The 14,956-nt window shown below is 29.7% G+C and carries 10 protein-coding genes; 7 read left to right on the top strand and 3 right to left on the bottom strand.

Going from position 1 to position 14,956, the window contains the following annotated elements:
• Nucleotides 1-6,518: 6,518 nt before the first annotated feature.
• Complete coding sequence (locus MAGTDC_RS00825; protein WP_146656628.1) at nucleotides 6,519-7,277, bottom strand: glycine--tRNA ligase subunit alpha; 759 nt, start codon at nucleotides 7,275-7,277, stop codon at nucleotides 6,519-6,521.
• 1,765 nt (nucleotides 7,278-9,042) lie between these two features.
• On the opposite strand from MAGTDC_RS00825, the gene MAGTDC_RS00820 reads away from it, so the two are divergent.
• On the top strand, nucleotides 9,043-10,053 hold the full coding sequence (locus MAGTDC_RS00820) for a tryptophan--tRNA ligase (protein WP_146656627.1): 1,011 nt from the start codon (nucleotides 9,043-9,045) through the stop codon (nucleotides 10,051-10,053).
• 64 nt (nucleotides 10,054-10,117) lie between these two features.
• Nucleotides 10,118-10,333: a hypothetical protein gene (locus MAGTDC_RS05260; protein ID WP_146656626.1), complete on the top strand. Its 216-nt coding sequence runs from the start codon at nucleotides 10,118-10,120 to the stop codon at nucleotides 10,331-10,333.
• Between the two features lie 486 nt (nucleotides 10,334-10,819).
• Here the strand turns inward: MAGTDC_RS05260 and MAGTDC_RS05815 are convergent, their stop codons facing one another.
• Nucleotides 10,820-11,422 (bottom strand): adenosylcobinamide-GDP ribazoletransferase, encoded by a 603-nt coding sequence (locus tag MAGTDC_RS05815; protein WP_192572974.1) that lies wholly within the window; start codon nucleotides 11,420-11,422, stop codon nucleotides 10,820-10,822.
• A 497-nt stretch (nucleotides 11,423-11,919) separates the two neighbouring features.
• Here MAGTDC_RS05815 and MAGTDC_RS04250 point away from each other — a divergent pair, with 497 nt between their 5' ends.
• The 4 genes from MAGTDC_RS04250 (at nucleotide 11,920) to MAGTDC_RS00805 (ending at nucleotide 13,144) form a co-directional block, all read left to right on the top strand.
• Nucleotides 11,920-12,144, top strand: coding sequence for a hypothetical protein (locus MAGTDC_RS04250; protein WP_192572973.1), 225 nt, complete (start codon nucleotides 11,920-11,922; stop codon nucleotides 12,142-12,144).
• A gap of 31 nt (nucleotides 12,145-12,175) precedes the next feature.
• Nucleotides 12,176-12,346, top strand: coding sequence for a hypothetical protein (locus MAGTDC_RS05245; RefSeq protein WP_278046871.1), 171 nt, complete (start codon nucleotides 12,176-12,178; stop codon nucleotides 12,344-12,346).
• Between the two features lie 174 nt (nucleotides 12,347-12,520).
• The gene (locus MAGTDC_RS05240) at nucleotides 12,521-12,655 is read left to right on the top strand and encodes a hypothetical protein (protein ID WP_278046870.1); all 135 of its coding nucleotides are present in this window, start codon (nucleotides 12,521-12,523) and stop codon (nucleotides 12,653-12,655) included.
• A gap of 267 nt (nucleotides 12,656-12,922) precedes the next feature.
• Nucleotides 12,923-13,144 (top strand): hypothetical protein, encoded by a 222-nt coding sequence (locus tag MAGTDC_RS00805; RefSeq protein WP_146656624.1) that lies wholly within the window; start codon nucleotides 12,923-12,925, stop codon nucleotides 13,142-13,144.
• A gap of 755 nt (nucleotides 13,145-13,899) precedes the next feature.
• Here MAGTDC_RS00805 and MAGTDC_RS00800 read toward each other — a convergent pair.
• Nucleotides 13,900-14,166, bottom strand: a complete 267-nt coding sequence (locus MAGTDC_RS00800) for a hypothetical protein (RefSeq protein WP_146656623.1) — start codon at nucleotides 14,164-14,166, stop codon at nucleotides 13,900-13,902.
• 145 nt (nucleotides 14,167-14,311) lie between these two features.
• On the opposite strand from MAGTDC_RS00800, the gene MAGTDC_RS04245 reads away from it, so the two are divergent.
• A complete protein-coding gene (locus tag MAGTDC_RS04245) occupies nucleotides 14,312-14,470 on the top strand; it encodes a hypothetical protein (RefSeq protein ID WP_192572972.1) in 159 nt (52 codons plus the stop codon).
• Nucleotides 14,471-14,956 lie beyond the last annotated feature (486 nt).

The raw sequence follows: 14,956 nt of genomic DNA, 5'->3' as shown, positions 1-14,956 counted from the left end.
TATGACTAAATTTTGTATTGGATTCTAACTCCAGAGTATTTGTATATCTGTAACATAAATTTTATTAATCATTAACAAATTACAACCTCCGAAACATCCAACGATTGGTAAGTAGAACCTGAGACAATTATGTTCATTGGTTTTATAACCAGAGTCAATAATTGACATTGACATCTTATTGAACCAGACAACATTACCCATTGATCAAATCACGGACTCTTATCAACACTTTATCAAACATAATACATATTAAATCTGATTATATAAATTAACAACAACATCCTATCTTGGTAAACTACAATGTATGAAGTTTATGCAGGTTATAACAAGATGTTAAGTTAACCTTTACATGTTAGTACATTTTTTCTGCTGAATTACAACAAGTTTTAATCATAAATAACTGATCATAGAGGTTTGATAATTGTTAATCGATACTAATTTGTATTACTTAAACATCCAAACACAATGACTAATTGTTTTAATCATCAATGAGATTATTATACTACACATGGATTATTGGCACTTAATATATAACACTGAAAGTTCATTATAAACAGGTACCAAATCATCTCACCATCTTGTTTTATATTGATCCTAAACCAGTTGATTTATACTTTAATCACACACCGATAACAATCAATTTTTTTGGTATCTTTTATTAATATTATTAGTTGTAATATATATATAGTAATAATATGATTTATGTTAATGATCTTTATATAAAAAACAAAACGTTAGTAGATCCATCTAAAGTATCTTTAAACCAATGGAACTTACTACATGAGAATAAATCGGATGGTCTTGTTAAACGTAGTCAATAATGGTTTGATAAATATATTCAAAGGATATTACTAGTTACCCATTATAACTGATTGCTACTATGTTTGCGTGAATACAACGGTTGGTTCTATGTTACCATTTTGTTGTTTTTTAAATAACCGTATGTTATCCAACATATATATAAATTTATAGAGATATAACATAAACGTTTGAACCAAACGAGATTGGGATTATCGTGTTGTGTTAATAGTGTTATATCGGTTGTTATAAATTTATTAATTGAACTGATGTTCCAACCAAAGAAATTACTTCGTATACAACTCAGCACTAAGACGATGAAACATTTATAGTTTTTGTAATGTTTTGGTTATTGACTTGTGTGATTATGACATCCGATAAATAAATACATGATCGGTTGTTATTAAGATTTGTTATGTTTTATGTTAACACCAACCGAATAACATCTGTTTAATTAAAATATGTTGTTAAATGAAACTGTTTAAACCAATGTTTAGATAAGCAATTAATAAGATAAACAACGGAGTTTAAGGTCAAAACGATTGATATAATATTAGATGATAACATCGATGAAGAATTTGATAAACGTATACGAATCAATTAATTAAATTACATGGACGTTTGGTTAACAAAAAGTACCTACAAATACTGAAATATCAAACAAATATTATCACTACTTCGTTGGAATTCATACAACACATTTGTTTCGGTCGGATGTGTTAACAACCAACAAATAACAAACAACATGTTTTGTTCTGATTGATCCATATTCAGTTTACATTAATAAATTAAATTTGATCTTTATTAATTAAATAAACCAAATTATATTATGATCTTCAATTAATACTCTAACCGAGACCTGTTATACTACACATAATAATATCTATAACTGATATAATAATATCCAATGATGTTGGTCTATCTCACTTTAAATAAATCCAATCTAATTCCAACAAAATAACACTTCCATGAAGCACCATTCGGTTCAATGTTTTATCTGTTTAATCATTATCTCGTTGTTAAACGTTTGTGAGATATGTATTTGAGGTAATCGTTTGGTTAAATAATTACTTGTTAATCGGTTTGTAGTTCGAATTAACCTAACGTCAGGACAGTGGTTCTATCAGATCTTGAATTAAAAGAACAACATGGTATTCCAACGATTGATGGTAATCGGAATATGTTCGATTATAAAACCTTGTTATAAATCTTAACAACTATACTTGGATAAAATTAATAAATATGAAACAGTGATCTTAAATTTATTACCATATACATATCAAACGTAAGTTAAATGGTTAACCTGTTTTAGTTAATAAATATCATGGTAGTTTATGGCCTTATAACACTTTCAAATGTTATGAATAATGACAATCGACTAACAACAACAAATAAGTTATCAATCCGGATAGTATACAAGGATCGATTAGTTACGTCTAGAACATATCATAATATTAATGAAACATTTATTTTCTTGGCTTATCATTCGATCTTAACAACAAAATGTCTGTTACTGGATTTTTGATAAACACAATGATCTGAATTCATGTTACCAAGAATACCTTATCATGACCGATTTCCTTTGACTCACCAACCTTTATTACCTTGTTAATATCGACATTAACTTAATAGTTGTCATAGAACCATAAGCATGTTATTTGTGTTTAGTTCTACATCGAGTTCAACAACTTATGTTTCATTGAATCCAATATCGTCATCTGTAACAATTTCATGTGAATAAAGATAATCAAAACAACCTGATGATAATTTTTTATCTTATATTTTGTTATCTGTAATATCGGAGTTATAATATACAACAACCGATCGTTGGTTTTTTTGACCATCCATGAATAATGTTGTTAAGTTGATGTTCGGTATCGGAAATAAGATGTTACTTACCCAGAACATTAAATCCATCAATTGGTATAACAACCTGTTGTTCTGATTGTAACTAATACTGACCTTTTAGATACTACAACAAAAAACCACAGTGATGAAACATTCATTGGTATTCATGGACGTTTGTTCCAACCAGTTATCGTTCAGTATTACCAAAGATACCATTTATTTCCAAAAAACCAGAACAAATGTTTTAATGTTTCCACCTACAATTAACATATTAAGTTTATGATATTTGTTTCAGTTCAACGATTTGACAACCAACATGCAACGTTTGTACAATCTTTTGGTTCAGGTTATTTTAAACCCAATGTTTGATATTTACCAATAAAATCCCAATGATCTCATTATGAGACATACCAACAAAATGACCTTATTAAATATTATATCCTCTATCCACATGATTAAATTAACATCCTTATCACCTCTATTTTGTTTCAAATATTACATATAATTCCATTCTTGTAAACAATTATCAATTTAAGAAAAACAAACGATTATTTATCTATAAATGGAGATACACTTGATCAGTACCATCTTTCATTGATTTAAATTTTAAGAGTTTAATCGAGAATGGATTTGTTACAACGTTTGATTTAAATAGGTTTAGTTACCAATCCTGCATGATCGATTCGAACAAACGATCACTGTTTATAATTTATTCTCAAAATCAGACCATTCTTTACATCACAACATCCGAAGTACATCCAACATGTAACATCTTAGTTATTTTAAAGATATAACACTATACTGGTTCTTCTTTATTCTGACTAATTAAGTTACCATCTGATGAAGTACAACATAACAGATATATCGGTTCAAACAAAGTATTGTTCAATTATCTTACCATTTATTGTAATAAACTGGTGTTATGTTTCTGTTAACCAACACTGATACATGTATTTTTTAATAACCAACGCCAACATCTAATATCATATACCAACATATCAATTTTATTCGTCTATATTACATAAACCAATATGAAATCATGGCCAATTACATCTTCCTATTTTTGTTATCTTCGGTATACTTCTCATACTATAAAACCATAATAATGACTTAAACAAATCGTAAACTTATTGATAATTTCTTTATCCCATATTAAAAACATCAACGATTATTAAACAACTTCATTCCAAGTTAAACTATTAATTATGTGTTAAATTCATATCCAAACATTATGACAATCCATGGATTATTAATACCTCTGAACGTTGTTATTGATTGGCCGTTGATCATTTCCAAGTAAATTTATTAATTCGAACGATGTTGACTAGCGAATACCATGTTTACCAGATATTAAGTCAGTTAATTAACATGTGTTTGTTGATTCGTTTTACATGTATACTCCTGTCTAGTTACAATCGTCAATTTAATCTATTAGGATGTTGGTTTTTACACGAACACATCAATTGGACATTTAACAACGTTCGTTATGATTTACAGGAAGTGATAGATGAACATTATAGGATATTAGACCAATACTGTTATCGAAATGAGGAATTAATTGAACCAATTATTAGTAAAACCATCACCATTCTGCTTTATTTAAATTAAACGTAATAACATCAAAGTATTGACAACATCCAATTTGTTACCAAACGTTGTGACTAAACGTTATTTTAATATGTAATTCAAAACATTGAGGTTGAACTCATGAGTTAATTCAAATAACATTCAAATTAACATATCTCGTTCCTTATATTTGATGTAGTAATGAAATGATGAATTAATTGAAAACTATAAATTACCAACATCCATAGTACTGAAATCACACCTTAAAACCAGACCTAACTATTCATTACGTTTACCCTGTTTTGGTCCAATCACAACAAGGTTGTAGTTATTTCGTTGATTCATGAATTATGTCCACGTTTAACAGTTTCAGTTAATAATAATTTGTTTATATTAAGGATCAAGTAAAATCTTTAAAGAGTGAATGAACAACTAATAGTTTTACAAGTACAAAACAGGTCCGAACATGTTGTTATTGATAAAATGAAGTGAACATGTCGATCACCAAATCTTTTTTTATATCATGGTCGTTGGTTTAACATCCAGCACAACTTAATCTCATAATGTTCAACATCTATTGAGTACTTATTGGTTCTTAATAACAATCGAACATAGTGAATTATTAATCAAGAATTTAGTTGTTTCTATAAGTTAATTTCTATAACATAACAACAACATTTGTTAACCATATGACAATTTTATTAACATTAAAGATATCAATAAACTCATCAACAACGTCAAAAAAATCCAATCTAAGCATCAAGATCCTGTGTTAATTGGTTTGTTTCTTTTGTTATGTATACTCTTACATCTATCAGAGGTCATGTATTCATTCGTCTAACTTATCTGTAACCTATTCTCTTATAACATTTCAATCAACTAACTTAATAGAACAAAAGATCAACAATCTATCAAACTCCAAACATGTTTATTTTATTACTCTTATTTGTTGGTTATATTTATATTTTCAAACAAAATGTTGGTATGTTCATCGAATTTTGAACTAACCATCAACAGATTTTATTAGAACTATAACAACCTCATGTTGATACTTGGTTAAAACAACAAGATAACAGTTCATGTTAAGTTTGATGCGGATATCATAGATGTAATATTCAGATGATTTTATCTATTAATCCCAACATGTAAATTATGATCGAGAACCTTTAGATGAGTCTTAACCTCTTTATTACACCAATATCAATGATCTGACATAAACTAAATGTGTACGTTTCTATCTTTAATGCTGGTACAACATTTACAAATATTCATAATAAACCAATATGTTCCTCTTTCCACCTCATCATTTGTCTTGTTTATCTCTACCACCTAGCTTATAATCCGACAGCAATTACCTTGTTTGATTAATCATTGAAAAAATTAAACAGATATCAACACCAACAGATCTTAATCAATAACATCGACATATTTTAGTGTTTACTTGTTGTTACTGTTCCAAATTTAAACAGTTAATACTTGTATGATTGATGTAATTCATATGCATCCATCTTCATTTCTTTAATAAGTTGATATTAATTAGTTTACATATTTTGATGGTTCACATCTGTTAATGACTAGTTCAGTGACCAACGATTATACCTTACATAAATCTGTTTACAAGGTTATATAATTCAACATATTGATGTATACGGACATAGACACAACGGTCTCATACATTTACCAATATACACAACAAATCATTCCTACTTGCGTTGTGCTTACATCTCGTTTCATGAGTATTTTATTATCATCTAATCAAACGATTAGTAACATCTTGATTGAAGGGTCGATTGTTGTATCGGTTGAAGTTTTTTTGGTGTTAAACTATACATGTTTAAATTAAATCTTAGAACTTAGATCTAAAATTCTGACATAATATCCTCAACATGTTTAACTTTGGATCCTGTTTTGTTATCCGTGACTGATTTAAACCAATTTAATATTATGTTCTTGGTTTTATATACACATATGTTAACATGAATGATAATATGTCCAACGAAACAAATATAGCACGATGTGTTTAATTTCATCCATTGAATCACTAATTATTATCCGTCGATTACCTTAATGTTCCAATACCATCAACGTTCTGTTTATTTTCTTGTTGTTGTTTGTTTAACTATTAACTTATGGCAACGGTGTTAGTTATTAACGATTTATTCCAACATGTTAATAAGTGTATGTTCAATTCATGTTTTCTTGATTGTTTGGTTGTTGGATATACATTAACCTATGAAATCTATCAAACAGTTAGCCAGATCAAGAGGGTTTGAAGTTCTTTATACATAGTTTATACCATTTGTTCCTTATTGAGAAACTTTAACAATGATCCTTATTTTATCTTGTATTTCGTTTAAAATACATCTTGTCAAAGGTTGTTTTAGTTTACGGCTTGTTGAAATCCGATTATATATTTCAATTAATTTCAAAAACATGAAATAGTTTGAATAAAAATTGTGGTTAACATGGTTTCTTAATTGTTGTTTAATTTTCAAGTAGTATACTAAAGCGTTACAACATTCCAACAAATTTGTGTTAATATAACAATCAGGTATTTCTAATCGATTTACCAACCTCCGTTTATTGATCATGACCAATTCTAATCTTTCTAATCCGTATGTAATTTCTAACATTGGATGTTTAGCTTTTAAACCACATATTTGATGAAATACGGTTATTTGACATACTTCGATTGAATCTATTAAACATTCTCAGCCTAATCCTCAAGCGTTTAATGTGGTGTTTTCTCAATGTGATTTCTTCATGGTTATTTTTTTTGTTAAGCCTATTTTCTGCAGTGATTTAAAACACAAATGACCAGGTAAACCATAGAATGGATGGATTAGCACTTGATATTGAAGATGTTTTTGGTATTTATGATTTAAGTCAAAGTTGCTGTCATGTGGTCTATATGTTGGTTGAAGAAAATAGAAGTTAAGATTTGAATTATTTATAATATGTTTTACAGTTTTGGGATGAAACGTTGCAGCTCCAACTCTTTTCATGCATGGTTTTAATTCTAAACAGTCATGTAACAACCAGAATTTATCCAATCTTATCTTCATAATTAATCTAATTTGTTAGTATTGTTCCAACACCATTAAGTAGTTTACAACATGGATCATATAACATTATTCATTCCGATGTTATTGAAAAGTGACTATTACCTAACAAGAATGACCAAACATTGATCAATGTAATAGCATCGATCCCAATGTTGTACCCAGATTGTGTTTTAGTCATAACAACCATTCGCCTTCCATTTTTTTATTCCAGATTAACATTTGGTTACTGCCATAAGGTTATCACTAATTATAATTTTGTTTCTAGATTTGTATCTCAAACATAATAAATATATCTATCAAAACCTTACATTATTGGAACTCTTTGTACGTCTGTAGTGCTTAAATCCATGAAACCTAATAAGTTTTGTTGATAAGTTAGATTAAAGTAACTGAAGTCGATATGAGACTGTTTCTTCGAATCTAGGATTTAGTAATTTAACAAATTGATAAAAAACAACGGTTCGTTCCTATAAGTTATTAATCTATTCTCGATTATTACATCTTTAAGTCTTGGATCGTTTAAAATCTCAATGATCTTGATAGATATTGATCTCCAATGATTCTAAAGTTAACTTCTTGTTGTTACCAACAGATTTTATCAACAACCAATGATAGTTGCTTAAATGTTATTAACTTAATAAGGTTAACAGGTCGTTTGTACACATAATTTAAACACCAACATACACATATGTTTAACATTACTTCATGTAAATTATACAATTCATGTATTCCAATGTATTATATGTGTTCCATGTGTTTTGTTCTCTTACAGTCAAGAGTTTAATCAACAAACACGTTAAATAGAAGTTAACAATCGGTTGGTATATACTTCGATATTAAGACTTGTTGACAGATTTATACTTGTTTAATGTGGAATTTATACATCTTTGGGTTTTAACCGACTATTAATAAACTGTTTGTTTGATCAGGATTTGTTCAGGTTCTATGATAATGATGAAGATAAAACGTTTCATGGTTTGTTAATCTAAATCTGTTTCTTTCGAATTCATTGAAATCAAAACAGTATACTTTAATTAAAGATTAGATTTATTACTCTAATTCTGGACTAAAAATGAGACATACAGATGATTGGGAATAGCCAAGGTTGTTTTCCGTTGCTGGTAGGTCTATGTTGCTTATGTTTCAACGTTAATATCAAAATATTAAATAATAGTTATTTGTATTTGGTCTTCATAACTTCAACATGTTGTTCAGGTATTATAAGATTTGTCATAGATATGCACATGAACCAACATTCAACCATATACTTGTAGTTATTGATAGATGTTTGGTTATCATCTGTGATGGTCATATCATAAGTGATTTGTTTGTAAGTCAACCAGATATTCTTATCTCCGATCTATTAAACATGTTTACCAATCATAACTTAATCTTTTTTTTCTAACAATTCAGTTAAGTTTACAATTTTAACAACAGTTTAACTATTAGCCAACCGAGACATTTATGTTTATTTTGTTGTGTCAAGTTGATTCTAGACATTTGTTGATATTTAGAACAGAAGTGTGTATGTTTCATTTGATTTATTCGTGTGTTTATCACTTACATAAGTGTATTCAGTTATACATTATATATTGGTTGGTTTAAATGTTTAATCTAATCAATGAGAATATTTGTTTGATATCTTATGAATGAATTCGTTACAACGTTGTCATGGACAGAACGGTTGGGTGTTGAGATAATCCAAGCTTGATGTAGTTGATGGGTTTAATAAAAGATGTTAAGGATTAGTTTAGAAATTAGATAAGTGACTTCTATCATTGGTATAAAACATAGAGATGTTGGGCTGTTTGGTATTAAAACTACAGGACAACCGCATATTGCCAATTATTTGTGTTTGATTTCTGCTATTGGTATAAAAAAGTTAATGGTATGCTTATTAGCCAACCTACATTCACTATCAGAGAACCATTTGTTCGTTTCAACGTTAGCAACTAGATTGATGGTTGGTTTTGTTGTGTCGGTGTTTTCAATAAGATCTTTATTAAGTCGATGTATAATATATGTTCAGTCTTATTCATCACTCTCACCATATCTGAATTGAATTGTTGTATGTTTATCGAAAGCAAACGATGTTAATCGTGCTAGTTCTTCTAAAGTTCAGATTAATTTCGGAAGTTTACTTTATCCAAGTTTAATGGCAGCCGATATCGTTCTATGTAATCCCACCTATCTGTGTGTTGGATCGGATCAAACAAAACACATTGAGTATACTAATACGATTATTGCTAAGTTCAACAGGTTGTTTGAATACAAAACTTTTGGAAGTGATCATGATTTTGTTTCTGGATCAAAACGTTTAATTACAACAATGAAAGTAATGTCTTTTAAAGATCCGACAAACAAAATGTCTAAATCTGATAATAGTTCGGCAATGTTTATATTAGATGATTATCGGAATATAAAAAGTAAAATTAAAATGGCAAGGACTGATCGAATTATTGACATGCCAATTGAGTTAAACGAACTTTGTAATCGGTCTGGATTGTTCAATTTGCTTAGTATTTATTCTCTAAGTATTGGAACAGATAAGTTAATTCTACTTGGTTTTGTTAATATTGTTTCTGTATATGTGTTTAAATTGTTATTATGAAAGTTAATTTATTTTAAGTTATATAATGTTAGGAAAAAAACCATGAGGTATCTGGAAGTACCTAATCTTTTGGATAAGATTGGTCTATCTGGAAGAAGTTGAATGGAAATTTGATGTTCTAATAATGTTAGGCATATTTGTTCTGTTGTTGGACTTGGTCGATAAAACAGAGAGATTAAGAGGTCAGAGTTAAATATAATTAGTTTGGATTTTGTCAGTGAACGATAGGTTGTTTAGTTGCAATTTAGTGACAGGATGTTCGAGACAGATTTGAGTTATAATCAGAAAGATCAGTAATCAAGTTTATGTTGTTTTGTGTATCTCATCGAATAAAAGTGGTTGTGTTAGGTTTAGGGTTGATTTATCGTTTGTAATTAACTCAATAATAAAACAAGTTGAAGTATACCGCCATGTTGTTGTTTGGTTTCGGTTAATGATTGGTTAAGTGTTTAATGGTTTGGATGTAATTGCCTTGATTTTAAGCGATCAAGATAAATGTTTGGATAAGTGTTGGATTAATAGGATTTATGTTGATTTACTGATGTGTTTTGGGACATGGAACGTTGGATCCAGAATTGACTAGGAGTTAAAAATTTATAGAAGGTTGATTTAAATACATTGGTGTTCGGATGGAGGTTAAGTTATATAGAGTTAAGATTCGATAATTGATAATTTTATGTTACAACGTTTGGAGGTTGTTAGTGGGAAGGTATGTTGTTATTAAGTATAAATGGGTTATATGGTATTAAGGATTGGATTGTGGGAATAAACGATTAATAGGTGTGGTCGTTTGGGTATAGTTTTTTGGTGGTGGATCAATGATCGGAAGTAAGAATTTAATTGAATGAATGGGAAAAGATGGAGAGGTTGGTTTTGAAGGTATAATAAAAGAAAGGGGGTGATTATAGGTTTACGTAAATGAAGGAGGGAATTAATTTGTCATGGTAATAAGACTTAGTATTTCGGAAAGTTTCTTGAGAGCACCGATGGTGTTGCCGGTATGTCCTCCGAACTTGTGTAATGATCAAAGGTTAAAAACCAGTAATAACAGGAGGTTTGACATGAGGAGCAGGATGGTTTGAACACAGCTGGTTTGTAACAAGATAGTTATTAATAGTAATGGTAATCAAGTTAAGAGATTTGAAAGTTTAGGTTGACAACGTTGTGAGCTGTAGGCATGTGGGATAAGGTATCAGTGACAAATCATGGAGAAGTATCCTATGGATGAACAGATCGTGCAGGTTGTTGGCAGTTTGTTTGTTTTGATGTTGGATAATAGTATGTATTCTAACAAAATAGTAGAGGTTAGGATGCAACTTCCATATGCACCAATCGTTGGTATTTTGAGAAGTTCTAATCTTGTTGTAACACTTTGTTTGGTGCTTGAATCAGAACAGTCAGAGATGGCATCTTCATGAATTCAATTCGTCAGTAAACCTCTTATGATCAGATAAGTTATAAGTCCAAGTTTATTTGTACTTCATAGTAGTATTAATCCACAGATTGATTGAATGATGGTAGTTGACAAAAACATCGTTTGAGAGGATTCGACTGTTGGTTTGTTGTTAACTCTAAGATTTGATATTAATGTTAAACAATTTGATATTCTGTTTAATAGGTTAGTTTGTAGTAAATACATTTTATGATAACGTGGTAATGATTGGTAGTATAAGCTGATTTGTTGGTGTTGTTTGTGGGATAAGAATTAGTAGTGGTTATTGTGTTGTTTGTACGGTCGTTTCAATTGTATAGAATTATAAGTCAATAAGATTATAGATTGGGATTGGGTTAAACATATGCTGAACAAAAGTGGGTAATTAGTAAGGAAATGAAATGTTTGGGTGTATTTGTTTGATGTGTTTATGATTGGACTGTTAAGATGGGATTGTGTTTGAAATAAATGAAGTATACCGATGAATAGGTTTTTTTAAAATTTAAGTTTATTATTAGATAGAAAAAATGTGTAAAATATTGGTTGATCAATTGAAGTGTCAATTTATATTAAGGAGATATTGACATGAGGGGTTTTAATTGGTTAATATATGTGAGAGGGAAGTAGATCTAGACGTTTGGGTATTTGTTGCGTATGGATGTTTGTATTCATGGCATGTTCTTGGTAGAATTTGGTCATCTAGGAGATGTTGTAATAAGTTTCAAAGGATTGGATGTTGTTATGGTTATAGTAATGGGTTCGATGGTGTGGTTGTGTGGATGTTGGGTATGTTTAGGTTTAAGAAGATAAAATTTAGTAGTTAATAGATCATGTTTGTTGGAAGTAGTATACTCGATGGTGGAGATCGATTGAGAAGTATGAGGCAATTGGAGGTTTGAGATAAGGGTTGGGGTAGTTCCGGATAGAAATTTATTGGATGGTTCAAAGGTTTGGTTTAATTTTTGGATGATAAAGGAGTGATTGATGGTAGGATCGTTTTGTAAAGATATTAGATCTAGTTGGTAAGATGTTTATTGAAGGGGGTTATATATCTTAAGATAAATCCTGTGCATGTATGTCAGTTATCGCTTTCGTGGAGATAGGAATTCAAGAAATGATTAAAGTTTGATTTTATACATAAATTATAACATTGTTATGATGTGCTTCGGAGGTTGTTATTAAATTATCAAACGTTATGTTGTGTACTTACCAATTTTTATTAAGTTAGAATCAATGGTATTTAGAGGTTTCTATTTTGGAGAAGAAGGTAGTATCGGGTCAGTTAATCTATGATGGGTTGAAGATAAAGGTTTATTGTTCACGATATTAAGATAGATGAGCATGAAGAGGATGGCAGAGGTCGATGTTTGATTTGTTGGTTATCCTGTTTTTTTGGTTTAAGATAATTCTTAATGGTAATTGTATTGGTGTAGATGGGGAGTAATGGACTTTAAGATGTTTAAGAGAGATATCAGATGGGAAATAGGATGTTAATTGAAAGATGAGGTTGGGTGTTGTGGTTAGGAGAAGAGGTGTGTTTGAGATGGATTCATTGATTTTAGATAGAAGATCTGGTCGGTGTTGGTATTCTAAATTAGGAAGATGTTGGATAGATTCAGGTTGATTATGTTGGAAGAAATGATTGGTGTTATGTTTGACGAGTGTTGGACTTGACAGATGTTTGGACGAGGATATTTCAATATGTCGGGATGTTTATACAATATGAACACAAATGAAGATAAAAATGTACAATATGGGGTAAACAGTTTAGAGACTATTATGTTACAAAGGATTGGAATGGGGAGGTGGATTGTGAGAAGGTAAGAGAGGTTTGAAGATGGATGGTTTTGATGAAGGAACTTGATAACATAATCAGAATGTTAGGTTATTAGATGATTGGGGAAGTAAGAGGTTGATTCAGAGGTATGGGTTTTGGTGCTTGGATGTTGGTAAGTTAAATTGGTGTAGATAACAACGTTTGGATGTTGTTGTTAATTCTTTACGGATGTATATGGGTTGTTTGTTTAGATAATATGGTTGGTAGTAATTAGAAGTAGAATTTAGTTCGTTTGAAAGAAATACTTTGAGTTGATAGTTGTTATAGGTTCGGTGTGTTTGATGAATTTAATGTAATTATTAGAGATTAGTAAATGTTAGTAGGTTTTGTTAGTGGGATCTAAATGTTTTGTTTGGGTTGTAGGTAAATAAGTTGTCAGCTTGGGAGTTATAATTAGGAAATAGAGATTAGATTATTGGGTGTTTAAATGATAGAGGTTGTTAGGATGTAGAGTTTAGGGTTAAGTAGGTAGTTCTGAAGAGGTAGATAATAGGTAGGATTTTGTTGGATATGTTTGTGTGGATATGGATGAAAGGGAATAAATGAAAGAAGATAACTGTTTGAGGTTGAGTTAATCTTCGATTTTTTTGTTAAAAGTTATAGCTATGTTCGATGGACTATTGAGAAGTAATATATATATTAGTGATAGGTTGTTGGTAGAAATCGATTAAATGGTAGTAGTTATTCGTTATAAAAAATAATGATGGGTGTTGGTAGTCTGGATTTATTTGTTAAACTTTGATTAAGCATGGAACAACCAACATCAAGTCAACGTTGTACAACAAATACCTCAGATGATGGCTAGAATTAAGTTTAATTTCTTAGTAAGGTGGTTGTTTCCGAATTTAGAACATACATGTTGGTTTAATTTTTCTATTCAAGATGCTAGGGTGGTTTTGGTTGAGTTAATTAAACTTATGATTTCAAGACTGCCGGAGTCTAAATGTCTTAGGATTAATGTTTTGAGATCTTTGATAAAGGTATTTTGTGACATCGGTTTTATGATCATTTTTTTGTTGTGGTGTGATTATTGAATAAGTGTTTGTATTATAAGTTTACATATATAATTGGTTTAGATAATGCGGGTATGAGAGGTAATGTGATGAGTTACTATGGTTTATTTAAATTGAACATATAACACAGAGAGATATTAGATGGAGTGGATGGGGATTAGTGGTGGAGATGGGGTTGTTTGTGGTTATTGGTTTGTGTATTTTTTTATGATGAGGGATGTGTTTGTTAGTGTTAGGACTATTAAAAGTAGTTGATGGGATTGTGTTACTTACTTTAAGGTAAATGAATTCTGATTTTAATTAATTGTCAACACAGAAGTGAATAAATATTTGATGAATTATGTGGTATTGGGATGTTGATTGTGGTAGTAGTTGGTTTTTGGTTATATGTTGTTCGTGTTGTTACTAATGGTCATTATTAAGAAGTTATTTAGTTTGATTTATTAATATCTTGTTAACCGATCATGGTGTTAATTGGTTTGGTTTCATCTGGCTATTATTTGGCTTATTTGGTTAATATCAAAATGTTGTAAGGGTTGTAGTTTTATGAATAATTTATTTAGAATATAACTGTTTTGAATTTACCATTTTAAATCTTAATCATATTTTTTAAGATGTTGTTTGATTTAGTTGATTTATAACATTGGGTATTTTGTGGTTTAGTTTGCGTTTGGTTTGTAAAGATTCGATGAAAGGAAAGGTGAATTGTTATGTATATTGAATAGGGGATTGTTTGAGTTAGATTTGATGAGACCGGATGTTGTATTCAATCATTTAAATAAAGAA

Source organism: Candidatus Hodgkinia cicadicola (assembly GCF_002774925.1).
The sequence above is the reverse complement of the archived record's forward strand: the minus strand, read 5'-3'. Positions and strand labels throughout refer to the sequence as shown.